This is a genomic window from Achromobacter sp. FW305-C-13 (assembly GCF_058783475.1).
This window is the reverse complement of the sequence record NZ_JBYSYN010000002.1, coordinates 676,313-700,455: the sequence shown is the minus strand read 5'-3', so window position 1 is coordinate 700,455 and position 24,143 is coordinate 676,313. Positions and strand designations below refer to the sequence as shown.

At 66.5% G+C, this 24,143-nt stretch carries 19 protein-coding genes; 16 read left to right on the top strand and 3 right to left on the bottom strand.

Annotated features, from left to right (window positions below; translation table 11 throughout):
- Positions 1-14: 14 nt before the first annotated feature.
- Positions 15-923, bottom strand: coding sequence for a LysR family transcriptional regulator (locus tag AC3WMU_RS14690; RefSeq protein ID WP_492282571.1), 909 nt, complete (start codon positions 921-923; stop codon positions 15-17).
- Between the two features lie 122 nt (positions 924-1,045).
- Here AC3WMU_RS14690 and AC3WMU_RS14685 point away from each other — a divergent pair, with 122 nt between their 5' ends.
- The 11 genes from AC3WMU_RS14685 (at position 1,046) to AC3WMU_RS14635 (ending at position 15,536) form a co-directional block, all read left to right on the top strand.
- Positions 1,046-1,639, top strand: a complete 594-nt coding sequence (locus AC3WMU_RS14685; RefSeq protein WP_006222347.1) for an amino acid synthesis family protein — start codon at positions 1,046-1,048, stop codon at positions 1,637-1,639.
- Positions 1,636-2,421, top strand: a complete 786-nt coding sequence (locus tag AC3WMU_RS14680) for an alpha/beta fold hydrolase (protein WP_492282570.1) — start codon at positions 1,636-1,638, stop codon at positions 2,419-2,421. The genes AC3WMU_RS14685 and AC3WMU_RS14680 overlap by 4 nt, the downstream gene beginning before the upstream one ends.
- A gap of 51 nt (positions 2,422-2,472) precedes the next feature.
- Positions 2,473-3,444, top strand: coding sequence for a Bug family tripartite tricarboxylate transporter substrate binding protein (locus tag AC3WMU_RS14675; protein WP_492282569.1), 972 nt, complete (start codon positions 2,473-2,475; stop codon positions 3,442-3,444).
- A gap of 127 nt (positions 3,445-3,571) precedes the next feature.
- Entirely contained in the window at positions 3,572-4,387 is an 816-nt protein-coding gene (locus tag AC3WMU_RS14670; protein WP_492282568.1) for a PA3715 family protein, read from the top strand.
- Between the two features lie 79 nt (positions 4,388-4,466).
- Positions 4,467-6,353, top strand: coding sequence for a sigma-54-dependent Fis family transcriptional regulator (locus tag AC3WMU_RS14665; protein ID WP_492282567.1), 1,887 nt, complete (start codon positions 4,467-4,469; stop codon positions 6,351-6,353).
- A 227-nt stretch (positions 6,354-6,580) separates the two neighbouring features.
- On the top strand, positions 6,581-8,383 hold the full coding sequence (locus AC3WMU_RS14660; RefSeq protein WP_492282566.1) for an NAD(P)/FAD-dependent oxidoreductase: 1,803 nt from the start codon (positions 6,581-6,583) through the stop codon (positions 8,381-8,383).
- A gap of 139 nt (positions 8,384-8,522) precedes the next feature.
- Complete coding sequence (locus tag AC3WMU_RS14655) at positions 8,523-9,233, top strand: GntR family transcriptional regulator (RefSeq protein ID WP_006222353.1); 711 nt, start codon at positions 8,523-8,525, stop codon at positions 9,231-9,233.
- The gene (gene acnD, locus AC3WMU_RS14650; protein ID WP_492282813.1) at positions 9,233-11,845 is read left to right on the top strand and encodes a Fe/S-dependent 2-methylisocitrate dehydratase AcnD; all 2,613 of its coding nucleotides are present in this window, start codon (positions 9,233-9,235) and stop codon (positions 11,843-11,845) included. The genes AC3WMU_RS14655 and acnD overlap by 1 nt, the downstream gene beginning before the upstream one ends.
- A 79-nt stretch (positions 11,846-11,924) precedes the next feature.
- Positions 11,925-13,109, top strand: coding sequence for a 2-methylaconitate cis-trans isomerase PrpF (prpF, locus tag AC3WMU_RS14645; RefSeq protein ID WP_492282565.1), 1,185 nt, complete (start codon positions 11,925-11,927; stop codon positions 13,107-13,109).
- 579 nt (positions 13,110-13,688) lie between these two features.
- On the top strand, positions 13,689-15,383 hold the full coding sequence (locus tag AC3WMU_RS14640) for a sodium:solute symporter family protein (protein ID WP_492282564.1): 1,695 nt from the start codon (positions 13,689-13,691) through the stop codon (positions 15,381-15,383).
- A 30-nt stretch (positions 15,384-15,413) separates the two neighbouring features.
- Complete coding sequence (locus tag AC3WMU_RS14635) at positions 15,414-15,536, top strand: putative transporter small subunit (protein ID WP_006222357.1); 123 nt, start codon at positions 15,414-15,416, stop codon at positions 15,534-15,536.
- A gap of 21 nt (positions 15,537-15,557) precedes the next feature.
- Here the strand turns inward: AC3WMU_RS14635 and AC3WMU_RS14630 are convergent, their stop codons facing one another.
- The gene (locus AC3WMU_RS14630) at positions 15,558-16,358 is read right to left on the bottom strand and encodes an IclR family transcriptional regulator (protein WP_006222358.1); all 801 of its coding nucleotides are present in this window, start codon (positions 16,356-16,358) and stop codon (positions 15,558-15,560) included.
- 168 nt (positions 16,359-16,526) lie between these two features.
- On the opposite strand from AC3WMU_RS14630, the gene AC3WMU_RS14625 reads away from it, so the two are divergent.
- From AC3WMU_RS14625 to AC3WMU_RS14610, 4 genes are all read left to right on the top strand, one after another.
- A complete protein-coding gene (locus tag AC3WMU_RS14625) occupies positions 16,527-18,113 on the top strand; it encodes an acetate--CoA ligase (protein WP_492282563.1) in 1,587 nt (528 codons plus the stop codon).
- A gap of 19 nt (positions 18,114-18,132) precedes the next feature.
- Complete coding sequence (locus AC3WMU_RS14620) at positions 18,133-19,278, top strand: FAS1-like dehydratase domain-containing protein (RefSeq protein ID WP_006222360.1); 1,146 nt, start codon at positions 18,133-18,135, stop codon at positions 19,276-19,278.
- A gap of 129 nt (positions 19,279-19,407) precedes the next feature.
- Entirely contained in the window at positions 19,408-20,655 is a 1,248-nt protein-coding gene (locus AC3WMU_RS14615) for a CaiB/BaiF CoA transferase family protein (RefSeq protein ID WP_492282812.1), read from the top strand.
- A gap of 39 nt (positions 20,656-20,694) precedes the next feature.
- Complete coding sequence (locus tag AC3WMU_RS14610; protein WP_006222362.1) at positions 20,695-21,660, top strand: Bug family tripartite tricarboxylate transporter substrate binding protein; 966 nt, start codon at positions 20,695-20,697, stop codon at positions 21,658-21,660.
- A gap of 39 nt (positions 21,661-21,699) precedes the next feature.
- Here AC3WMU_RS14610 and AC3WMU_RS14605 read toward each other — a convergent pair whose 3' ends face one another.
- Positions 21,700-23,088: an MFS transporter gene (locus AC3WMU_RS14605; protein WP_492282562.1), complete on the bottom strand. Its 1,389-nt coding sequence runs from the start codon at positions 23,086-23,088 to the stop codon at positions 21,700-21,702.
- A 167-nt stretch (positions 23,089-23,255) separates the two neighbouring features.
- Between AC3WMU_RS14605 and AC3WMU_RS14600 the strand changes: the two genes are divergently transcribed.
- The gene (locus AC3WMU_RS14600; RefSeq protein ID WP_006222364.1) at positions 23,256-24,143 is read left to right on the top strand and encodes a LysR family transcriptional regulator; all 888 of its coding nucleotides are present in this window, start codon (positions 23,256-23,258) and stop codon (positions 24,141-24,143) included.

The following is a 24,143-nucleotide window of genomic DNA, read 5'->3' as shown; positions in this document are numbered from 1 at the left end:
AGGCCAGACCCCGGCTAGACCAGCACGGCGCCCTTGCGGCGCGTGAACTGCGCAAGCGACTGCAACGCCAGCGCGTGCATGGCCGCCACCGACGGCAGCAGGGTTTCCTCCTTGCGGGTCAGCACCCCGACGATGCGTTCCACCGTCGGTTCGGCCAGCGGCACAAAGGCCAGGCCTGATCCGACGGACGGCCGCGCCAGCACGGGCAACACCGTCACCCCCAACCCGCTGACCACGCTGGCCAGCAGCGACGCGCGGTTGGACACCACCATCGCGGGGTCGTCGATGCCCCCGCCCAACTGACGGTTCTTCAAGGTGTCGAACGTGGCGTTTCCGATCAGCCGTTCGGCGTCCAGCGCCGACCAGGGCACCGCCCCCCGCCGGCGCGCCAAAGGATGCCCCTTGCGGCAAACCAGCCCGAAGGCGTCGCGCGCAACGGGCGTGAACGCGACTTCCGCCGTGCGTGGCACCTGCCCCGCCACACCAACCTGCACTTCGCCCGTCAACACCAGCCTGTGCACATCCTGCGACGATTCGTCCACGGCACGGATACGGATATCCGGGTGGCTGCGCGCATAGCGTTCCAGCAGCTTTGGCAGCCACTCATCCGCCAGCGACGGCATCACCGCCAGCGACACTGGCCCGGTATGGCCCTGCCCCAACTGGTGCGCGGCATCCAGCACGCGGTCATGCGTGGCAAGCAATTCGCGCAGCAACGGCGCCACGGCATGGCCCAACGGCGTCAACTGCGCGCGCTTGCCGGCTTCGAACAACGGCGCGCCCAGTTGCTGCTCCAGATCCTGCATGGCGGCCGACACCGCCGCCTGCGAACGGTGCGTGCCCTCGGCCGCCAGGCGAAAACTGCCGTGGTCAGCCGCCAGCAGGAACTGGCGCAAATGTTGGATCTTCAGAGGCTGGGGCATGACGGTGGGCCAATCAAATTCAGGTTTTCCGAAATTAACTTACGTTAATTTGGATTGTCAAAATTCCGTGCCGGCTTCAACAATGCACCCATCGTTCATCACATATGCATGGGAGCAATGGAATGGCTTTGCAAGTGCGAAAAATCGTCAGTTACGTCGAGAAGACCTGCATTGAAGGCGGCAAGGCGGCCGAGCGGCCGCTGATCATGATCGTGGCGGCCGCCGTGATCCGCAATCCGTGGGCCGGCCTGCCCTTCCAGGAAGACCTGCGCCCGCAGATCCTTGAAGCCGCGCCGCCGCTGGGCGAACTGCTGGTGGCAGAGATCCTGCGCCAGGCCGGTTCCGCCGACCAGATCGAAGCCTACGGCAAGGCTGCCGTGGTGGGCACCGCTGGCGAAGTCGAACATGCCTCGGCGCTGATCCACACGCTGCGATTTGGCAATGCCTACCGCAATGCCGTGGGCGGCACCAGCTACCTCAGCTTCACGAACACGCGCGGCGGACCGGGCTGCGTGATTTCGGTGCCGTTGATGCACAAGCAAGACGAAGGCCTGCGGTCGCACTACCTGACCGTGCAGACCAACATCAACGACGCCCCGGCCCCGGACGAGATCGTGATTGCCTTGGGCGCCGCCACCTCGGGCCGGCCACACCACCGCATCGGCAACCGCTATTCCGATCTGCAGGAACTGGCGCAAGAGGCGCAATCGAAATGAGCACGCCGCGCCGCCGTTCCGGCCAGGGCGCGCCGCTGGTGCTGTTGCACGGCGTCGGCCTGGACCACACGTTGTGGGATGACTTGGTCCCGCTGCTGGAACCGGATTTCGACGTGCTGCGCTATGACCTGCTGGGCCATGGCGCGGCCCCCGGCATCGCAGGCCAGGCCCGCGTGCAGGACTTCGTCGCGCAGTTAGACGCCGAACTGGATCTGGCCGGCTGGCCGCAAGCCAACGTGCTGGGCTATTCCATGGGCGGCCTGATTGCGGGAGCTTATGCGGCGGCCCGGCCGCGGCGCGTAAGCCGGCTGGTGTTGCTAAGCACTGTGTTTCAGCGCACGCCGGAAGAAGTCCGCGCCGTGACGGCCCGCCTGGCCGCCGCCGCGACCCAGGATGTGGAAGCCGCAGCCGCAATCTCGCTGCAGCGCTGGTTCACGCCCGGCTTCCAGGCCGCGCGCCCGGAGCGGGTGGCGGCCATCGGCCAGCGTCTGCTGCGCAACGACCGCGCGAATTTCCTGGCGGCTTACCGGCTGTTCGCGCAGGGCGACCCGATCCTGGCGCAGGCTGCGCCCGAAATCGCTTGCCCCACGCTTGCCATGACGGGCGAGGAAGACGTCGGGTCCACCGCCCGCATGACGCGCGGCCTGGCACGTGCGCTGCCCGACGGCCGAGCCCGCGTCGTGGACGGCCAACGGCATATGCTGCCGGTGGAAGCTCCGGCCGTGGTGGCTGCGGCACTGCAGGCCTTTTTACTGCCGACAACCGCTGAATCGTCCGCCTGACAGAGACGATCGGCCAACGCCCCGAAAGGGGCCGGAGAGGGAGACAAACCCATGCATCGCAGAACCCTACTGAAGCATCTGGCCTTGGCCGCCGCGGCGCCGGCGGCCCTGTCGCTGACCCGTCTTGCCGCCGCGCGCGAGGCGCCCTTGCGCGTGATCGTGCCGTTCCCGCCGGGCGGCGGCACCGACGTGCTGGGGCGCGTCATCGCCGCCACGCTGGAAGGCGCGCTGGACCGGTCCATCGTGGTCGAAAACAAACCCGGCGCCAGCGGCATGCTGGGCGCTGACTACACCGCCAACGGCGCCAAGGACGGCAGCGTGCTGCTGTTCGCGGGGCTGGTGCCGTCGGTGCGCTACTACGCCCGCCCGCCGGAAGAGGTGTTGAAACAGCTGGCGCCCGTCTGCCCGATTGCGCGCTCGCCCTATATGGTGGCCGTGAACAGCGACCTGCCCGCCAAGACATTGGCGGAACTGGTGGCCCAGGCCAAACGCGAACCCAAGGGTCTGACGTTCGGATCACCGGGCAACGCCACGCCGCAACACCTGGCCACCGAGCTGTTGCAGGCCGCCTGCGGCATCGACATGCTGCATGTGCCGTATCGCGGCACGGGCCCCATGATGACTGACCTGTTGGGGGGCCAAATTCAACTGGTGGTGGCCACGGTTGCCGCCGTCGAACCGTATTTGAAAAGCGGCCGGTTGCGCGTGCTGGCGGTGACCAGCCGCGAGCGCCTGACCAAATACCCCGACATTCCCACTGTCGCCGAAAGCGGTTACGCCGGCTTCGATGCGCAGATTCAATTCGGCACTTACTGCGCGGCGGGCACGCCCGAAGCTACGATTGCCGCACTGAATCAGGGCATCAATCGCGCGCTGCAAACCGACGCCGTCCACGCCAAGCTGGCCGAACAGGGGTTCCAGCCGACCGGCGGCACGCCCCAGCAGTTGCAACAGGCGTTGCTGTCCGAAATCCGCGACGTGGCCGGGCTGGTAAAGGCGGGCAAGGTGCGGGTGGACTTGTAGCGATCTGTAGCGGCCGGTAGCGAAAGGGGCGCAACGCCGGCGGGTGGCGTGATTAGAATTCGGTCTTCTTCGTCCCTGCCCGCCTACGATGCCCCGCCCCCTATCCTTCTTGACCGGCGCCCTGACCTTGTCCGCCCTGTTGACGGTTGGCGTGGCACACGCCGCAAGCGGCCCCTGCCCCGAGGCGGCCGACATCGTGCGCAGCGTGTATCAGAACCAGGACAAGCCCGACCGCGAGGGCCGCATCCGCTTAAAGCAAGGCCACGCCGTCGTGACGCTGTCTGACGCGGACGTCGGCGCGCCCTTCGCGGTGGTCTGCAAGGCCTGGCCGGCCAACCCCGACTTGCTGCTCGTGGCGGTGCCGTTGATGCAAGACACGCCCGACCCCGAAAACGGCCACGAAGGCGATCTGGAAGTGCTGGTGCTGGACCGCCAGACGCTGCAAGTGCGGCAGCGCCACACGCTGGTCGATCTGATGTCGGACGATGCCTTGCGCATCGCCAGCCTGTCGTTCGATACGGCGCGCTATGACGTCACGGCCGACCGCCGTGCGTTTGGGATCCGCATCGAACGCGAAGGCGCCTCGCGCGCCAATCCCCTGGACGAAACCAGCTTGCGGCTCTTCACCGTGGAAGACAAGGAATTGCGCCTGGTGCTCGACGGCCTGATCGTCAACCACTCGTCCGGCCAGTGGGACACCAGTTGCGCGGGAAAATTCACCGAACGCGCGGTGAGCCTGGCGATCGGCACCGCGCAAACCAAGGGCTACCGCGACTTGGTTGCCACGGACGCGCACTCGTCCAGCCGTGCCGCAGTGCAGCAAGGCGGGTGCGAGGAAAAAACCGTCAGCCAGGGCAAGACCCGCCACACGCTGCGCTTTGACGGCACGCGTTATCGGATTCCCAAGGGGCTGCGTTCGATAGACAGCGAGACCGCTGGATAACCACCATTTACAAGCGGGTCCGTCTCTGGGCATGCTGCCTTGTTGATCCGACGCAGATCGGGCGCAACATGGAGACGACATGCCTAGTCAGGAATCCCTGCATTCCGCCCATATCCGCGAGATCGAACAGGTAGGCCGCGGACGCCCCACGCAGCGCGACGCGCATGTGGTGCGCAGCTGGCTGCGCTGCCTGGATCAATACCAGCTGGACCCGGCCCAGGCTTGCGAAGCCTACATCGTGCCGGACGGCCGGCTGCGCGAACATCGCCAACAATCCGAAGCGCTGATCAACATTGCCCGCAGCGGGCTGGATCATCTGTTCAAGCAAGTGGCGGGCCAGAACTACGTGCTGCTGCTGGCCGACCGCCAGGGCGTCACCGTGGAATTTCTGGGTGACCCGTTACAGACCGACAAGCTGCGCAAAGCGGGCCTGTACCTGGGGTCTGAATGGTCCGAACCGCGCGCCGGCACTTGCGCCGTGGGCGCCTGCCTGGAAACCGGCGAAGCGCTGACTATTCACCAGACCGACCACTTCGACAACACGCACACACCGCTGTCCTGCACCGCCGCCCCCATCTACAACGCCGATGGCGAATTGGCCGCCGTGCTGGATATTTCTCTGCTCAGCTCGCCCAGCCTGAAAACCAGCCAGAATCTGGCGCTGCACCTGGTCAACAGCACCACGCGCCGCATCGAACTGGCCAACCTCATGGCGCGCACGCGCAATGAATGGGTGCTGCGCTTTGCGCGGTCACCCGAGTTTCTGGACGTGGACCCGGAAGCGGCGATCTCGCTGGACGGCACCGGCCGCATTCTGGGCATGACGCACTCCGGCGCCAAGTTGCTGGCGCGCGCAGCCGGGCTGGACTGGCGCAGCCCGGCCGGCCTGATCGGCCAGCCCGTAACCCGCTTCTTTGATGTGCAACTGGACGACCTGCCGCACTACACGCGCGGCCACGCGCCGCAAGACCGCCTGATCGTCGCCCGCGACGGCAATGCGCTGTTCGCGCACGCCATCGAACCCAACCGCCACCTGCGCGGCGCCACGGTCGCCGTGCGCGCCACGCCGTCTGCGTTGCGCGGGCTGGACGGCGGGGATGCCAAGATGGCGGCGCTGCAAGTCCGAGCCGCGAAACTCGCGCGCCAAGGCCTGCCCATCCTGCTGCAGGGCGAAACCGGCGTGGGCAAGGAATACCTGGCCCGCGCCATCCACGACGACAGCCGCCGCCCGGGCAGCTTTGTCGCCGTGAACTGCGCGGCCATTCCCGAATCCCTGATCGAAAGCGAACTGTTCGGCTACCTGCCGGGCGCCTACACCGGCGCTGCCCCCAAGGGCCGCAAGGGCCTGATCGAGGAATCCGACGGCGGCACCTTGTTCCTGGACGAGATCGGCGACATGCCGTTGCCGCTGCAAAGCCGCTTGCTGCGCGTGCTGGCGGAGTCCGAAGTCACGCCCATCGGCGCCAACGCGCCGCGTGCCGTGCGGCTGACGCTGGTGTCCGCGTCGCATCGCGACCTGGGCGCGCTGGTGCGCGAGGGCCGCTTTCGCGAAGACCTGTATTACCGCATCAACGCCGCCACGCTGACCGTGCCGCCGCTGCGCGAACGGCAGGACCTGGACTGGCTGATCGCCCGCATGCTGGCGCGGCATCAGGGCGAGTCCGGTGTGCCGGTGCTATCGCCTGCGGCGCTATTGGCGCTGAAGGCGCATGCCTGGCCGGGCAACATCCGCGAGCTGGCCAACGTCATCGCGGTGGCCGCCGCCTTGTGCGAAGACGGCGTCATCACGCCGCAAGACCTGCCGGACACCTTTGCCCCGGCGGGCGCGGCGCTGAGCGCGGAAGAAGCCACGCTACGAACCACGCTGGCCCGCTGCGGCGGCAACGTGTCGGAAGCGGCGCGGCAGCTGGGTGTGGACCGCTCTACCGTCCACCGCCAGATGCGGCGCTACGGGCTCACGCGTTAGACGCGAACTCGGCGCCTGGGCCACACCCTGCTGCAACAGGTGTGGCGCGGTGCGACAGTGCATCGCGCCGCCGTCAGCCGCGCGCCCCGTCGCCACGGCCGGTCGCAAGCTGGCACGGCATTTGCATGTGCAGTCTTGACGCCCCAGCGGCCGGCACAGGCCAGGGCGTCAATGGACGGAGCCATCCGCCATGACCACGACGCCCGCCCCGGGCAAGGAGACAAGACATGCAGACAGACCCCGCCAATGCCGCTCTGGACGCGGTGCTCGCCCGCCTGAACACCGCGTTGGGCAACAAGGAGATTGATGCCGTTGCCGGCCTGTTCCAGGACGAATGCTATTGGCGCGACCTGGTGCTTTTCAGCTGGAACCTGCGCACGCTGGAAGGCCGCGACCAGATCCGCGAGATGCTGACGCAACAGCTGTCGCAAGTGGAGCCGGTACGCTTCACCCGCGACGAACGTGAGGCTGTTTCCGACGATGGGGGCCTGCTGCAAGCCTGGCTACATATCGACACGAACCTGGCACGCGGCTATGGCCACATCCGCGTGAAAGACGGCAAGATCTGGACGCTGCTGACCACCATGTCCGAACTGAAGGGGCATGAAGAACCGAGCGGCACGCGCCGCCCCAAGGGCGCCGAACACGGCCACGACCGCGACCGCCAGACCTGGCTGGAAAAGCGCGAGCAGGAGGCGGCCGAGCTGGGCTACAAGTCGCAGCCCTACGTGCTGATCATCGGCGGCGGGCAAGGCGGCATCGCCCTGGGCGCGCGGCTGCGACAACTGGACGTGCCCACCATCATCATCGAAAAGAACGAGCGCGCCGGCGACAGCTGGAGGAAGCGCTACAAGTCCCTGTGCCTGCACGACCCGGTCTGGTACGACCACCTGCCCTATATCCCCTTCCCCGAAAACTGGCCCGTCTTCGCGCCGAAGGACAAGGTCGGCGACTGGCTGGAGATGTACACGAAGGTGATGGAGCTGAACTACTGGACCTCCAGCGTCTGCCAGTCGGCGCGCTACGACGAACAGAAAAAGGAATGGGAGGTCACGGTGCTGCGCGACGGCAAGCCCGTGGTGCTGCGGCCCAAGCAGCTGGTGCTGGCCACCGGCATGTCGGGCAAGCCGAACATCCCGCGCTTTCCGGGCCAGGACGAATTTCAGGGCGAGCAGCAGCATTCGTCGCAACACCCCGGGCCTGACGCGTACCGGGGCAAGAACGTGGTGGTCATCGGCGCCAACAATTCGGCCCACGATATCTGCGCGGCGCTCTGGGAGGGCGGCGCCAACGTCACCATGGTGCAGCGTTCGTCCACCCACATCGTCCGGTCGGACACGCTGATGGACATCGGCCTGGGCGGGCTGTATTCCGAACAGGCGCTGGCCAACGGCATGACGACCCGCAAGGCAGACCTGACGTTCGCGTCCCTGCCCTACAAGATCATGGCGCAGTTCCAGATTCCGCTCTACGACCAGATGCGCGAGCGCGACGCCGAGTTCTACGGCAAGCTGGAGAAGGCGGGCTTCATGCTGGACTGGGGCGACGACGGCTCCGGCCTCTTCATGAAATACCTGCGTCGCGGATCGGGCTATTACATCGACGTGGGCGCCTGCGACCTGATCATCGACGGCAGCATCAAGCTGCAATCCGGCACCGACGTCAGCCACCTGGCGCGCGAGGCCGTCGTGTTGAAGAACGGCGTCACGCTGCCGGCCGACCTGGTCGTCTACGCCACCGGTTACGGCTCGATGAACGGCTGGGCAGCCGACCTGATCAGCCCGGAAGTGGCCGACAAGGTGGGCAAGTGCTGGGGCCTGGGTTCGGACACCACCAAGGACCCCGGCCCCTGGGAAGGCGAGCAGCGCAATATGTGGAAGCCCACGCAGCAGGAAGGGCTGTGGTTCCACGGCGGCAACCTGCACCAGTCCCGGCACTATTCCCAATACCTGTCCCTGCAATTGAAGGCACGGCACGTGGGGCTGCCCGTCCAGGTCTATGGCGTGCAGCAGGTGCATCACAAGCGGTAGCCCGCCCGCCGAGCACGGCGCAAGCGGCCGCCCCGCCGCTTGCGCCCACGGTCCACCCAAGGTAAATTGTTGACAATCTGGCGCCATACAGCGCCTTATCCCGAATATTTCTCCTTAATCCGGATAGATTGTTGACACTATGAGCAAAGTGCTGACCCTGCCGGGCACCCCGCCCGGCGATGGCGAAACCTTGTCGGATCACATCTTCAAGAAGATCCAGGCCGCCATCGTCAAAGGCGAGATCGCCCCGGGCAGCAAGATTTCCGAGCCCGAACTGGCGCGCCAACATGGCGTCAGCCGGGGTCCGCTGCGCGAAGCCCTGCATCGGCTGGAAGGCCAGAAGCTGCTGGTGCGCGTCCCGCACGCCGGTGCGCGCGTCGTGTCGCTGTCGCAGCAAGAGCTCTCCGAGCTTTACGAGATCCGGGAATCGCTGGAAGGCATGGCCTGCCGCCTGGCCGCCGAGCGCATGCCGCCCTCTGAAATCGCCGAACTGCGCGGCGTGCTGGAAGCCCACGAACGCGACGCCGCCTTCCAGGCCGGCCTGGGCTACTACCAGCAGGAAGGCGATTACGACTTCCACTACCGCATCGTCAAGGGCAGCGGCAACCAGATGCTGTTCCGCATGCTGTGCGACGAGCTCTACCAGCTGGCGCGCATGTACCGCATCCAGTATTCGACAACGCCCAACCGCCCACGGCAGGCCTACGCCGAACACCACCGCATTCTTGACGCCATCGCCGACCGCGACGGCGAGCTGGCCGAAATCCTGATGCGCCGGCACATCCGCGTATCCCGTATCAACATCGAACAACAGATCGCCCAGAGCAACCTGCGGCGCACGGAGGCATGATGAACCACTCGTACCGCAAGACCCTGCCCGGCACCCGCCTGGACTATTTCGACGCGCGCGCCGCGGTTGAAGCCATTGCCCCCGGCGCCTACGCCGGCCTGCCCTATACGTCCCGCGTGCTTGCGGAAAACCTGGTTCGCCGCTGCGACCCGGCCATGCTGACCGACGCGCTCAAGCAACTGATCGAACGCCGCCGCGACCTGGACTTCCCGTGGTTTCCGGCACGCGTGGTCTGTCATGACATCCTGGGCCAGACCGCGCTGGTGGACCTGGCCGGCCTGCGCGACGCCATCGCCGAGAAAGGCGGCGACCCCGCCAAGGTGAATCCGGTCGTGCCGGTGCAGTTGATCGTGGACCACTCGCTGGCCGTGGAATTCGACGGCAACGACCCCGGCGCCTTCGCCAAGAACCGCGCCGTGGAAGACCGCCGCAACGAAGACCGCTTCCATTTCATCGACTGGACCAAGCAGGCCTTCCGCAACATCGAAGTCGTGCCCCCGGGCAACGGCATCATGCACCAGATCAACCTGGAGCGGATGTCGCCCGTGATCTACACGCAGGACGGCGTGGCGTTCCCGGACACGCTGGTGGGCACCGACAGCCACACCCCGCACGTGGACGCGCTGGGCGTTATCGCCATCGGCGTGGGCGGCCTGGAAGCCGAAAACGTCATGCTGGGCCGCGCCTCGTGGATGCGCCTGCCGGACATCATCGGCGTGGAACTCACCGGCCGCGCGCAGCCCGGCATCACCGCCACCGACGTGGTGCTGACGCTGACCGAATTCCTGCGCCGCGAAAAGGTCGTGGGCGCCTACCTGGAGTTCTACGGCGAAGGCGCTGCCAGCCTGACGCTGGGCGACCGCGCCACCATTTCGAACATGGCGCCCGAATATGGCGCCACCGCCGCCATGTTCTCGATCGACCAGCAGACCATCGACTACCTGCGCCTGACCGGCCGCGAAGACGAACAGATCGCCCTGGTCGAAACCTATGCCAAGACGGCGGGCCTGTGGTCCGACAGCTTGAAGACCGCCGAATACGAACGCGTGCTGCGCTTCGACCTGTCCACCGTGGTGCGCACGCTGGCCGGCCCGTCGAACCCGCACCGCCGCCTGCCGGTGTCCGACCTGGCCGCGCGCGGCATCTCGGGCGTCGTGGAAAACGAACCGGGCCTGATGCCTGACGGCGCCGTCATCATCGCCGCCATCACCAGCTGCACCAACACCAGCAACCCGCGCAACGTGATCGCCGCTGGCCTGTTGGCGCGCAACGCCAACCGCGCCGGTTTGACGCGCAAGCCCTGGGTGAAGAGTTCGCTGGCCCCCGGATCGAAGGCCGTGCAGCTGTACCTGGACGAAGCCGGCCTGACGGAAGACCTGGAAAAGCTGGGCTTTGGCGTGGTCGCCTTCGCCTGTACCACGTGCAACGGCATGTCCGGCGCGCTGGACCCCGTGATCCAGCAGGAAATCATCGACCGCGACCTCTATGCCACCGCCGTGCTGTCCGGCAACCGCAATTTCGATGGCCGCATCCACCCGTATGCCAAGCAGGCGTTCCTGGCGTCGCCTCCCTTGGTCGTAGCCTACGCCATCGCCGGCACGATCCGCTTCGACATCGAACGCGATGTGCTGGGTACGGGCGCCGACGGCCGTGAGATCCGCCTGAAGGACATCTGGCCCACCGACGAGGAAATCGACGCCGTGGTCAAGGAATCCGTCAAGCCAGAGCAGTTCCGCAAGGTCTACGCGCCCATGTTCGGCATCCAGGACGACCGCAAGGCCGGCGTCAGCCCGCTGTACGCCTGGCGCCCGCAAAGCACCTACATCCGCCGCCCCCCGTACTGGGAAGGCGCGCTGGCAGGCGCCCGCACGCTGCGCGGCATGCTGCCGCTGGCCGTGCTGGGCGACAACATCACGACCGACCACCTGTCGCCGTCCAACGCCATCATGCTGGACAGCGCGGCCGGCGAATACCTGGACAAGATGGGCCTGCCCGAAGAAGACTTCAACTCGTACGCGACCCACCGCGGCGACCACCTGACCGCGCAACGCGCCACCTTCGCCAACCCCAAGCTCTTCAACGAGATGGTGACGAATGACGACGGCACCGTGAAGCAAGGCTCGCTGGCGCGCGTGGAACCGGAAGGCCAGGTCATGCGCATGTGGGAAGCCATCGAAACCTATATGGACCGCAAGCAGCCGCTGATCATCGTGGCCGGCGCCGACTACGGCCAGGGCTCGTCGCGCGACTGGGCCGCCAAGGGCGTGCGGCTGGCCGGCGTGGAAGCCATCGTGGCCGAAGGCTTCGAACGCATCCACCGCACCAACCTGATCGGCATGGGCGTGCTGCCGCTGGAATTCAAGCCCGGCGTGAACCGCAAGACGCTGGCGCTGGACGGCACGGAAAGCTATGACGTCATTGGCGAACGCGAACCGCGCGCCGACCTGACGCTGGTGATCCATCGCCGCAACGGCGAAACGGTGCAGGTGCCCGTGACCTGCCGCCTGGACACCGCGGAAGAGGTATCCATCTACGAAGCCGGCGGCGTCCTGCAACGCTTTGCGCAAGACTTCCTGGAAGCCGAATCCGCCACCACCAAGAAGGCCGGCTGAGACCCAACCGGACTGGCGGGCGCCCCGCACGCCCGCCGCCCCAGACTCCGATACCGCACCAAGACATCAGGACGATCCCATGGCCCATGCTCCCCAAACCAAGATTGCCGCCACCTACATGCGCGGCGGCACCAGCAAAGGCGTGTTCTTCAAGCTGGATGACCTGCCCGAATCCGCCCGCGTGCCGGGCGCGGCGCGCGACGCGCTGCTGATGCGCGTGATTGGCAGCCCCGACCCCTACGGCAAGCAGATCGACGGCATGGGCGCCGCCACGTCCAGCACCAGCAAGACCGTCATCGTCGGCAAGAGCACCCAGCCGGACCATGACGTGGACTACCTGTTCGGCCAGGTCTCCATCGACCAGCCCTTCGTGGACTGGAGCGGCAACTGCGGCAACCTGTCTGCCGCCGTCGGCCCCTTCGCCATCACCAACGGCCTGGTCGACCCGGCGCGCGTGCCCGCCAACGGCATCGCCGTCGTGCGCATCTGGCAGGCCAACATCAAGAAAACCATCATTGCCCACGTTCCGATGACCGACGGCGCCGTGCAAGAGACCGGCGACTTCGAACTGGACGGCGTGACCTTCCCCGCCGCCGAACTGCGGCTGGAATTCATGGACCCTGCCGAAGACGGCGATGGCGGGTCGATGTTCCCTACCGGCAACCTGGTCGACGACCTGGAAGTGCCCGGCGTGGGCACGTTCAAGGCCACGATGATCAACTCGGGCATCCCCACCATTTTCCTGGACGCCGAAGCGCTGGGCTACACCGGCACGGAACTGCAGGACGACATCAATGGCGACGCCGCCGCGCTGGCGCGCTTCGAGACCATCCGCGCGCACGGCGCGCTGCGCATGGGCCTGATCGACAAGCTTGAAGACGCCGCCAGCCGCCAGCACACGCCCAAGGTCGCCTTCGTGGCGCGCCCCAAGGCCTACGTGTCATCCAGCGGCAAACAGATCGGGGCGGGCGACATCGACGTGCTGGTGCGCGCGCTGTCCATGGGCAAGCTGCACCACGCGATGATGGGCACGGCGTCCGTCGCCATCGGCACCGCCGCGGCGGTGCCCGGCACGCTGGTGAACCTGGCCGCCGGCGGCACCGAGCGCGACAACGTCAACTTCGGCCACCCTTCCGGCACGTTGCGCGTAGGCGCGCAAGCGCAGTTGGTGGACGGCGAATGGAAGGTCACGAAAGCCATCATGAGCCGCAGCGCGCGCGTGCTGATGGAGGGCCGCGTCCACGTGCCCAAGGAAGGCTTCTGAGCCGGTATCCGTAGATTGCGGGCCGCGAGCAAAGGCTCGCAATTTACATTTTTACCCCGGGTTTTATGGCTGCAAGGGTAGACGCTGTCCCCGTCTACCCCTATACTTAACAAATGTTGTAATTCATCACCGGACCCCGCCGATGCTCTGTCATCGAGGGCACCCGTCACATGGCCGCGCACAGCGGCCCGGCGTCAGCGCCGAAACACCACCACCCAGCCGCCGGGCCGAAAGCCGGCGGTTGCGGAACAAAAACCTGCTTACCCAGCAGGACCATTGCTCACCGCATTGAGCCGCCCCGCGTCAACGGCATCCGTGTCCGCGACGCCCCGGCCCCATGCCGAAGCAAGGCACCAATACGGTGTGTCTTGTGTTTGTCCGATCCGGGCTGCCACCCCTTGCCCGGCTGGGCAGGCACGCGATCGCGCGCTCGAAACAAAAACGAATAGCCCGCGGTCCATTGGTGTTTCGCCTGCGCCATGGGAAGGCTTGCCGCCCATCGCACTCCGCGGAAACGGCACTCACGCAGCCCCGGCCGGCAGGCCGCGACCAGGCTGTCGAGGAGTAAGGACCCACAAGATGCAAGAGACAGTTTTCTTCCAGCTATCGGCGACCACCGCCATCCTGTTGCTGGCCGGCTTCTACGGCGCGACCTTCCTGATGTCGCTATTTATTGGCGAAAAAAACGAGAACGTCGACGGCTTCATGGTGTCGAACAACGCAGTCGGCTTCGGCCTGTCGACCGCCAGCATGATCGCTACCTGGATCTGGGCCGCCTCTTTCTACGCCAGTGCCACGTCCGGCTACAAGTACGGCTTGTCCGGCCCGCTGCACTACGGATTCTGGGGCGCCCTGATGATTCTCTTCATCTACCCCTTCGGCAAGCGCTTCCGGCAACTGGCGCCGAAAGCCCACACGCTGGCAGAAGTCATTCACGCGCGCCACGGCAAGTCCAGCCAGATGATCATGGCGGTGTCGAACATCGTGGGCAGCTGCATCAGTCTGATGGTGAACTTCACAGCCGCCGGCGCACTGGTGTCAATCCTCAGCCCGCTCACGTTCATCCAGGGCGTGCTGATCGCCGGGCTGGGCGTGCTGTCCTACACCCTGTGGTCGGGCTTCCGCACCTCGGTCATGACCGACTTCGCGCAGCTGGCAGCGATGATCATCGCTGCGGTCATCATCATCCCGCTGATCTTCTTCAACGCCGGCGGACCGGACATGCTGCAAGCAAACATGTGGCGCTTGAACAGCGACCAGGCCGACTTCTATTCCTCGAAGGCGATCCTGGAGCAAGGCGCGCCGTACTTCGTCGCCGTGCTGGCCTATGCCATCGGCAACCAGACCATTGCGCAACGCCTTTTCGCCGTGCGTGAAGACCTGATCAAGCCCACCTTCCTGACCGCCACGGTCGGCTACGGCGCCGTCGTGATCGGCCTGGGCATGCTGGGCTTGCTGGCGCTGTTCGTCGGGCTGGAGCCCGCCAACGGCGACATGAACAACATCATCCCGCAGATGGCGTCCACCTATCTGCCGCCCTTCGGCATCGCGCTCTTCTTCCTGCTGGTCGTGGGGTCGCTGTCCTCCACCGCCGACTCCGACCTGGCGGCGCTGTCTGCCATCGTCATGACCGACGTCTACGCCAAGAACCTGGCGCGCGGACGCCCGGACCCGCGGCGCATGCTGTGGTGGGGCCGCGCAACCATGATCATCGCCACGATGATCGGCGTGATCTTCGCCAGCCTGCGCCTGGACATCCTGGTCATGCTGGTGTTCGTGGGCGCGCTGTGGGGCGCCATCGTCTTCCCGGTGATCGCCAGCTTCTACTGGGACCGCGTGAACAACCGCGCCTTCGTCGCGTCGGTGTTGTCGGCCGTGGTGCTGTTCACCATCGTGCGCTTTGAATTGCTGCCGATTACGGGCGTCATCGCCGTCTTCTTCGAAATCTGCGCAGCCATCGGCGGCGGCGTGGTGTTGGGATTGATGGCGTTCGGCTTCCTGGGCCGCACCGTCGCCATCACCGTGGGCACGATCGCCGTGGTGGTCATGCTGCCCGTCTTCATCGGCAGCCTGCGCGACTACATCGTGCTGATGGCCTCGCTGACCGCCTACGGCGCGAGCGCCACGATCTGCGTAGCGCTTAGCCTGCGCAACCGCGAACGATTCGATTTCAGCGTGCTGGCCGACCGCGTCACGTCCTTTCACCAAAAGCAGGACGACCTGGCGCGCGAAGCGCCGTCCAACCAACTTGCCGCAGACACCGCCGGACGCTGATCCGCACCCATTGAAAACAAGGAGATCGATATGTGGTTGACCGTTTATTTTCTGATCTGGCCGGCCCTGTCCGCGGCCATCCTGGCGCTCTTGTGCGTGACGTTAGGCAAGGACATCCGCGCCGCCCGGCGGAGCGGGCAGGCGATGGTGTAGCCGGCGAGGTCGCGTATCGGCTCAGCTGCGGGCGGACAGCAACTGTGACAACGTGTGCGCTTCGGCCTGCAGGTCCTTGGCCAAGGCGTGGGCGCGGGCGTCATCAAGCTGTTCCGCCAGCCCCGCCGCGACCAGCGAGTGCGTCATGCGGTTCTGGCTGTTCAACACAGGCACCGCAATCACCACGACGCCGTTGATGTAGTTGTTGCGGTCCATGCTGTAGCCGTCGCGGCGCACCGCCTGCACGTCCGCTTTCCAGGCTGCGAATTCAGGCGCCTGGTCCCATCGCAATGCCTTGAAGCGGCGCTCCAGTTCCTTGTCCGTCAGGTCTGAGAACGCCGCCACCAGGCGGCCGGTCGCGCTGATCAGCGCGGGAAAGCGGCTGCCCACGTCCACATGCAGCCGGAACGGCGCCGTGGAACGGGACAAGGCCAGCACCACCATGTGGTCCCCGCCCGCCACTTCCACGCCGATCGCGGTCACGTTGGCCGCGCTGGACAGCTTGTCCAGCACCGGTTGCACCAGCGTCGGAAAGGGGCTGCTTTCGATCACGCTGCGGGCCAGCGTCAGCATGCCCACGCCCAGGCTGTAGCGCTTGGTGCCGGTATCGACTTTCACCAGCCCTTCCTCCACCAGGACCCGAAGGATATGCAGGCAGGTGCTGGTCACCATCTCAAGCTCCTGCGAAATCGCCTTCAAGGTCATCGGCGCACCGCCGCGCCCCAGCAATCTCAAGATGGCGATCGACCGCGTGACGGCGGGCACGGGACGGACACGCGGCCCCGCTGCGGCGGCGGGTTCCTGGGGACTGGACTGGCTCATCTGACTCTCCGTTTTTATTGCGGCAAGCATACCCTGCGCACGGCAGGTTCTGCCTGGGACCGCCCGCCTTTAATTGTCTATAGACAATCAATAGACGTCATTGACAATTTTAAAAGCGACGCGCAATATCGCTTCAACAGATTGCGGACCCCACACAGGCACGACGACATGACGACGCTGACGCAGGCCACTTCTTATGCGGACGCGCAGGCGCTCTGCACGCCGGACAAACTCTGGGAACTGTTCGACGGCGACCGCGAATGGATGAACATCGCCCATGAGTGCATCGACCGCCATGTCGGCCAGACGGAGCCGGCGGTGATTCTGGTGCGTGCCGCCGGCGGCGACGAGACCTACGGCTTTCAACAGCTTTCCGACGCCTCATCACGCTTCGCGCACTATCTGGCCGCGCAGGGCATCCAGCCCGGCGACCGGGTCGCGGTGATGCTGGAGCCGTCGTTGGCGTTCTACGTGGCGATGTTCGGCGCGATGAAGATGGGCGCGATCGCGGTGCCGCTTTTCACGCTCTTCGGGCCGGACGGCATCCGGCTGCGCGTGCAGGACTGCAAGCCGCGCATGTTGGTGACGAATGCCGAAAAAGCCCCGCTGGCCGGCGGGCGCGACGACATGCGCGTCGTTATCGCGGACGAAGACTTCATCGGCACGCTGGCTGCGTTCCCCTCCCGCTACGAATGCCGTACACGGGCAGACGATCTGGCCATCTTCCAATACACCTCGGGCACCACCCGCGAACTGCCCGACGCGGTCAAGCACACCCACCGCGCGCTGGTGACGCTGATGCTGGCCGCCCTGTACGGCACGGGCGTGCGGCCCGGTGACCGCTTCATGTGCCCATCGTCGCCGGCCTGGGGCCACGGACTTTGGCACGGCACGCTGGCCCCGCTGGCCCTGGGCGTGACCATCGGCGCCTACGCGGGCAAATTCAACGCCGAACGCCTGCTGCAGGCGTTGCAGGACCACGGCTTCAACAACATCTCGGCCGCCGCCACTCACTACCGGATGATGCGCAACTCGGGCGTGGCGGACCAGTACCGCTATCAGCTGCAGAAGGTGTCCTTCACCGGCGAGCCCATCGACAGCGAAACGTCCGCCTTCGTGCAGGCCGCCTTCGGACGCCCGGTCTGCAGCATGTACGGAACGACGGAAATCGGGGTGTGCCTGGTGAACTACCCGGGTGCCCCGGACTTCACGGTCAAGCCCGGGTCGCTGGGCAAGCCCGTGCCCGGCCTGCGGGTGCAAGTTCAGGACGCCAATGGTGCGCCCTGCCCGCCCGGCGTGACGGGCGAACTGAAGCTCTGGCGCCGCGACGCCTGGGTCGCCACCAAGGATCTGGGCCGCGTCGATGAGGACGGCTACTTCTGGCACGGCGGCCGTGCGGACGACGTCATCATCTCGGCCGGCTGGACGATGAGCGCAGTCGAGATCGAAGACGCCATCCTGAAACACCGCGACGTGACCGAAGCCGCCGCCATCGGCGTGCCGGACGCCTTGCGCGGCCAGGTCGTCAAAGCCTTCGTCGTGTCCGGCCGCACGGGCGACGACGCCTTCGTCGAAGAGATCCAGAACACGGTGCGCAGCCAATTGGCCCAGCACGAGTATCCGCGCCAGGTGGTGTTCGTCCCCGAACTGCCGAAGACGCCCGCAGGAAAGATCCATCGCCGGAAACTGCGGGAGCAAGAGCTTGCGACCGCTGATGCTTCAACCGTAAACGCCGCGCCCGCCGCGCACGTCTGACCCATCCCCAGGAGACATCATGCTGACCAAGACCAAGACCGAAAGAAGCTTCCCCAAAATCACCGAAAGCGGCCTGGATGAACTGCGCGCCCGCATCGGCGTGAAGATCGGCGCCACTGCCGAACCGTGGTGCTACGAGGCCACGCGCGACAACATCCGCCACTACGCCCACGGCATCGGCGACGACAACCCCCTGTGGTCCGACCCGGAATACGCGGCCAAGACCCAGCACGGCGGCATCATCGCCCTGCCCAGCTTCCTGTTTTCGACCAGCCGCATCGTGTCGGGTTATGTGGGCGGGCTGCCCGGCGTGCACGCGATGTGGTCGGGCGCCGACTGGACCTGGCACAAGACCGTCAAACGCAACGACGTGATCTCGACCGAAGCGCACCTGAAGAACCTCATCGAGCACGAGACCCGCTTCGCCGGCCGTGCGGTGCAGCAGATCTATCACGTGGACTTCTTCAACCAGGATGGCGACAAGGTCGCCGAGGCCGACAGCTGGTGCTTCCGCACCGAGCGCGACCACGCCCGCGAACAAGGCAGCAAATACAAAGAGGTGCGCGCTCGCGAACCCCGCCGCTACAGCCCCGAGGAAATCAAGGAAGCCTACAAGCTGTATGCGCAGGAAGAAGTGCGCGGCGCCACCCCCCGCTATTGGGAAGACGTGAAGGAAGGCGAAGCCCTGCCCGTGATGTTCAAAGGCCCCATGACGGTGACGGGTTTCATCGCCTTCGCGCAGGGCTGGGGCGGCCTGTACATCCGCGCCAACAAGCTCGCGTGGCAACTGATCGACGCGCACCCCGGCGTGGGCATCACCAACCGCTTCGGTATTCCCGACGTGCCCGAGCGCGTGCACTGGGAAGAAGATTTCGCGCTGGAAGTCGGCGCCCCTGGCGCATACGACTACGGTCCGGAACGCAATTCCTGGCTGACGCACCACCTGACCAACTGGATGGGCGATGCGGGGTTCCTGCGCAAGTCCACGTGCAAGATCCGCCGCCACAACCCCGAAGGCGACATGCTGTTCTTCAAGGGACGCGTCACCCGCAAATACATCGAAGACGGCCGGCACCTGGTGGAAATCGAGCAGGAAGCACGCAACCAGGACGACGAGCTGTCTGTATTGGGCTCCGGCGTGGTTGAATTGCCTGCCCGCGGATGACGCGCGGGCCGCCAGACGCACGCCGCGCCTGGCGGTCTGATCTCCGACGGCTGACCGGCCGCCGCTGCCTGCCATGATCACGCGCCCGCGGTTCCCGCCCGCGCGTCGGACATGACCAACTCGAGGTCGATGATGTCTGGTTCAACGGAGCATGCTGCACATCCCCCAAACGCCCGGGCCGCCGGCGTGCTGGAGGGCATTCGGGTCATCGACCTGTCCCGGGTACTGGCGGGTCCGCTGTGCACCCAGATGCTGGCTGACCAGGGCGCGAACGTGATCAAGGTCGAGCCGCCTGGCGGCGACGAGACCCGCACGCTGGGGCCTCCCGTCAACGCGGAGGGCGACGCGGCCTACTTCACCGCCGTCAACCGCGGCAAGCGGGCGATCGGGCTGGACCTGTCGCTGGCGGGCGGGCGCGACGTCCTGCTGCGCCTGCTGGAGGACGCCGACATCCTGGTCGAGAACTTCATCCCCGGCACGATGGCCAGGTGGGGGCTGGATTACGAGACGGACCTCAAGCCGCGCTTTCCGCAGCTGATCTACTGCGCCATTTCGGGATTCGGCGACGACGGACCGCTGGGCGGGCTACCGGGCTACGACGCCATCTTGCAAGCCATGTGCGGATTGATGAGCGTGAACGGAGACCCCGCCAGCGGCCCCACCCGCATCGGCATTCCCATCGTGGACCACCTGACGGGCTACACCGCGCAAGCGGGCATCCTGCTGGCGCTGTACCACCGCGCGCGCACCGGGCGCGGCCAACGCGTGGATGCCACTCTGTTCGACACCGCGCTCAGCCTGCTGGTGCCGCACGCCGCCAACTGGATGCACACACAACACGTGCCCGGACTGCTGGGCAGCGCCCATCCGAATATCGCGCCTTATGACCGCTTCGCGTGCCTGGACGGCGAGATCTTCCTGGGCGTCGTGAACGACCGCCAATTCCGCAAATTCTGCGATTACGTCGGCCTGGCGCCCCTACTGGAAGACGATCGCTTCACGACCAACCGCCAACGGCTGCAACATCGCGACGCGTTGCGCGAGGCGATCGAAACGGCGCTGTCGACCCGCACGCGTGACACCCTCTGCCAGGACCTGATGCAGCGGGGCGTCCCCGCAGGCCCCGTCCACAGCGTGCCCGAAGCTTTCGAACAGGCGCATGCGGCGCATCGCGGCATGCGTATCGACCGCGATGGCTACCACGGCATCGGCGCCGCCACCCGGCTGGCCGAATCGCCCGCGCGCCTGCGCCGGCCACCCCCTGCCTATGCGCAGCACACCGACGAGGTCCTCCGGGAGGCCGGCCTCGACGACACCCATATCGCGGCCCTGCGGGAACAGGGCGTCCTGCCGCGCTGGCCTCCTCCCAAGCTGTAGCCCCAAATCGCTACCCATAAAAACATCGAGGAGACCACCATGAAACCCTTACGCCTCATCGCCGCGCTAGCGGCGTCCCTGCTATTCACGCAGCCCGCCGCGGCGGCGGACAAATATCCGTCCAAACCGGTGCGGGTCATCGTCCCCTACCAGGCCGGGCAAGGCACCGACGTGGCCGGCCGCTATCTGGCCGAGTACCTGGCCAAATCGCTGGGCCAGGCCTTCATCGTCGAAAACCGCCCCGGCGCGGGCGGCAATATCGGCGCGTCCGAAGTCGCCCGCGCCGCGCCGGACGGCTACACGCTGCTGATGGGCACCAACGGCACGCACGTGCTGAACCAATACATGTATGCGTCCACGGCCTTCGACCCCGAGAAGGATTTTGAACCGATCATGCTGGTCAGCTCGTTTCCGATGGTGCTGCTGTCCCCGCCAGGATCGCCCTACGCCAACTTGCCGGACCTGCGCGACGCTGCCAAGGCGAAGTCCGACAGCGTCAACGTCGGCATGCCCAGCACCACCGCGCGGCTGGTCTTCGAACTGCTCAAGCAGCAAGGCGTCGATAGCATCCGGGGCATTCCCTACAAGGGCTCGGCCACCGCGACGACGGATCTGATGGGCGGGCAAGTGCAAATCGGCATCGATACCGTCAGTGCCGCGCGTTCGTTCATCACGGGCGGCAAGCTGCATGCGGTGGCGGTGACCTCGCTGAAGGAATCCGCCCTGCTGCCGGGCGTGAAGTCCGTCGCTGAACAAGGGCTGCCGGGATTTCAGGTCATCGCGTGGAACGGGTTATACGCGCCGAAGGGCACGCCCCCCGCCGTCGTGCAGAAGCTGAACGCCGAACTCGCAAAGATTTTGGCGCGCCCGGAGGTGCGGCAACGCCTGCTGGAACTGGGCCATGAACCGGGCGGCGGCACGCCTGCGGAATTGGCCGAATTCGCGCGTAGCGAACGCCTGAAATGGCAGCCGCTGATCGTCCAGGCGGGGTTGAAGGCCGAGTAGCGGAAGCAAGGCGATCTCGACTGGCGTAGCGAGGGCCACCTAGTCCCGCCCCCGCACAATAATGACCAAGGACAGCACCAGCAGTACGGCGGCCAGCGCATAGGTCCAGCCCATGCCCGCAGCCAGCGCGGCGGGCGAGGCGATCCGAAGGTCGCCCGCCCCCGATGCCCAAGCGAATACCGCGCCCATCAACGACGCACCGGTAATGAACCCCAGATTGCGCGACAGGTTCAGCAACCCGGACAAGGCGCCGCGCTGGTCCGCGCCGGCACACTGCATGACGGCGCTGCTGTTTGCCGCCTGGAACAACGCATAGCCCGCAGTGGTCACGGCCAACGGCGCCACGTAACCCAGCGCGCCGAACGCCACGGGCGCCAGGGACAGCAAGGCCACCCCCGCCACCATGACGGCCAGCGCCACGCGCATCACGCGCTGCGCACCGTAGCGGTCCACGCCGCGGCCCGCCGGCACACCCGCCAGCGCCGCCACGGCCGGACCGCAAGACATCACCAGCCCCACCCGCGCCGCGTCCAACCCCAACGCCCCCGCCAGATAGAACGGCCCCACCACCAAGGTCGTCATCATGACCGTCGAGACCAACCCGTTGGCGGCCACGCCCGCGCTCAGCACGGGGTGGCCGAACAGCGCCAGCCGGATCAATGGCGAAGCCGACGTCGCCTGCACCCGCACAAACGCGATGGCCAGCCCCCCGGCGGCGGACAGCAGCGCCCCGATCATCCAGCCCCCGCCGACCGCCCCGGTCATCGCCAACGCATACGCCGCAATACCGGCGGCCAACAACAGCGAACCCCGCATGTCGAAAGTGGCCTGCGGCCGCCCGCTGCCCGACGGGTCCGCCGGCAAGTGGAACCAGGCCAATCCAAATGCCAGCGCGCCCAACGGCACGTTGATCAGGAAGATCGACGACCAACCCGACCCCGCAAGCAGCAATCCACCCAGCGAAGGGCCAAGCGCCGTGCCAATGGCCGACATCGTGCCCAGCAGGCCCATCACGCTGCCGGTCTTCTCCCTGGCGACGGCATCGCTAGCGTAGGCCATCGTCAACGCCATCATGATGGCAGCGCCCAAGCCCTGCAGGGCGCGTGCGGCAATCAAGCCACCCAGCCAGGGCGTGGCGCCGCACAACGCCGAGGCCACGGTGAACACGCCAATCCCCGCCAGCATCAGACGGCGCCGGCCTATCAGATCGCCCAACCTGCCGACGCTGACAATCAGCGTGGTCACGGCCAGCAGATAGGCCAGCACGACCCATTGGAGAGCGTGAAACGGCGCATCGAAGGCTTGCGCCAGCGTCGGCAAGGCGACGTTGGCAACGCTGGCGCCCAGCGCCGGCAGCAACATCGACACTGACAGGCAGGCCATGACGGGCAATGACGAGCGGGCGGAGACTAGCGGGGAAGAATTCATGGGCAACACGGTCTGGCCTACGGAAAGTCCGGGACGCCACATGACGCCCTGCACCCATCCTAGGCGCAGCCGGCATCAGGCGGAAGGCGCAGCATTTGCACTGAATACCTGCATCAAACGCCATGCCAAAGCGCGCCATCACGCGCGCGCCGTGCTACGGTTGCGGCATGGCCACCCCCGATTTAAACCTGCTGATCACCCTGGACGTCCTGCTGGCCGAAGGCAGCGTCGCGCGCGCCGCCCGCCGCTTGCGGCTAAGCCCGTCCGCCATGAGCCGGGCGCTGGCCCGTCTGCGCGACGCCACGGGCGATCCGCTGCTGGTGCGTGCCGGGCGCGGCCTGGTGCCCACGCCGCGGGCGCTGGAACTGCGCGACCGGGTTCACGTGCTGGTGCAAGACGTGGAAGCGGTGCTCCGCCCCGCAGCGCAGCTGGATGTCACGCAGTTGTCGCGCACCTTCACGCTGCGAACCAGCGACGGTTTTGCAGAGAATTTCGGTCCGGGCTTGCTGGCACGCCTGGGCGCCGAAGCGCCTGGCGTGCGGCTGCGCTTCATCCAGAAAACCGATAAGGACAGTGCCCCGCTGCGCGAAGGCGCCGTAGATCTGGAAACCGGCATCGTCGGCGTTGCGGCCAGCCCCGAACTGCGCACCCGGGCGCTATTCCAGGACCGCTTTGTCGGCGTAATGCGTGCCGGGCATCCGCTTAGCCAAGGCAAGGTCACGCTTGCCCGCTATGCGTCCGCGCGTCACATCCTTGTGTCGCGGCGCAACCTGGACAAAGGGCCGGTCGACGATGCGCTGGCCTCGCACGGCCGCGAACGCCACGTCGCCACCATTGCAGGCGGCTTTTCCACCGCGCTGGCGCTGGCACGCGGGTCCGACCTGATCGCCACCGTACCCGAACGCCACACCGGCAGCTTGCGGGCAGGCATGCATAGCTTTCCCCTGCCCTTCGCCATGCCGGCATTCACCCTGTCGATGCTGTGGCATCCGCGCATGGACGGCGACACCGCCCATCGCTGGCTGCGCGGATGCGTGCTGGACGCCGTCCGCTGA

What these genes read in the sequence shown, in the direction of transcription:
- AC3WMU_RS14690 (WP_492282571.1), bottom strand. Translation starts at nt 923, where the DNA reads ATGCCCCAGCCTCTGAAGATCCAACATTTGCGCCAGTTCCTGCTGGCG.
- AC3WMU_RS14685 (WP_006222347.1), top strand. Translation starts at nt 1,046, where the DNA reads ATGGCTTTGCAAGTGCGAAAAATCGTCAGTTACGTCGAGAAGACCTGC.
- AC3WMU_RS14680 (WP_492282570.1), top strand. Translation starts at nt 1,636, where the DNA reads ATGAGCACGCCGCGCCGCCGTTCCGGCCAGGGCGCGCCGCTGGTGCTG.
- AC3WMU_RS14675 (WP_492282569.1), top strand. Translation starts at nt 2,473, where the DNA reads ATGCATCGCAGAACCCTACTGAAGCATCTGGCCTTGGCCGCCGCGGCG.
- AC3WMU_RS14665 (WP_492282567.1), top strand. Translation starts at nt 4,467, where the DNA reads ATGCCTAGTCAGGAATCCCTGCATTCCGCCCATATCCGCGAGATCGAA.
- AC3WMU_RS14660 (WP_492282566.1), top strand. Translation starts at nt 6,581, where the DNA reads ATGCAGACAGACCCCGCCAATGCCGCTCTGGACGCGGTGCTCGCCCGC.
- AC3WMU_RS14655 (WP_006222353.1), top strand. Translation starts at nt 8,523, where the DNA reads ATGAGCAAAGTGCTGACCCTGCCGGGCACCCCGCCCGGCGATGGCGAA.
- acnD (WP_492282813.1), top strand. Translation starts at nt 9,233, where the DNA reads ATGAACCACTCGTACCGCAAGACCCTGCCCGGCACCCGCCTGGACTAT.
- prpF (WP_492282565.1), top strand. Translation starts at nt 11,925, where the DNA reads ATGGCCCATGCTCCCCAAACCAAGATTGCCGCCACCTACATGCGCGGC.
- AC3WMU_RS14640 (WP_492282564.1), top strand. Translation starts at nt 13,689, where the DNA reads ATGCAAGAGACAGTTTTCTTCCAGCTATCGGCGACCACCGCCATCCTG.
- AC3WMU_RS14635 (WP_006222357.1), top strand. Translation starts at nt 15,414, where the DNA reads ATGTGGTTGACCGTTTATTTTCTGATCTGGCCGGCCCTGTCCGCGGCC.
- AC3WMU_RS14630 (WP_006222358.1), bottom strand. Translation starts at nt 16,358, where the DNA reads ATGAGCCAGTCCAGTCCCCAGGAACCCGCCGCCGCAGCGGGGCCGCGT.
- AC3WMU_RS14625 (WP_492282563.1), top strand. Translation starts at nt 16,527, where the DNA reads ATGACGACGCTGACGCAGGCCACTTCTTATGCGGACGCGCAGGCGCTC.
- AC3WMU_RS14620 (WP_006222360.1), top strand. Translation starts at nt 18,133, where the DNA reads ATGCTGACCAAGACCAAGACCGAAAGAAGCTTCCCCAAAATCACCGAA.
- AC3WMU_RS14615 (WP_492282812.1), top strand. Translation starts at nt 19,408, where the DNA reads ATGATGTCTGGTTCAACGGAGCATGCTGCACATCCCCCAAACGCCCGG.
- AC3WMU_RS14610 (WP_006222362.1), top strand. Translation starts at nt 20,695, where the DNA reads ATGAAACCCTTACGCCTCATCGCCGCGCTAGCGGCGTCCCTGCTATTC.
- AC3WMU_RS14605 (WP_492282562.1), bottom strand. Translation starts at nt 23,088, where the DNA reads ATGAATTCTTCCCCGCTAGTCTCCGCCCGCTCGTCATTGCCCGTCATG.
- AC3WMU_RS14600 (WP_006222364.1), top strand. Translation starts at nt 23,256, where the DNA reads ATGGCCACCCCCGATTTAAACCTGCTGATCACCCTGGACGTCCTGCTG.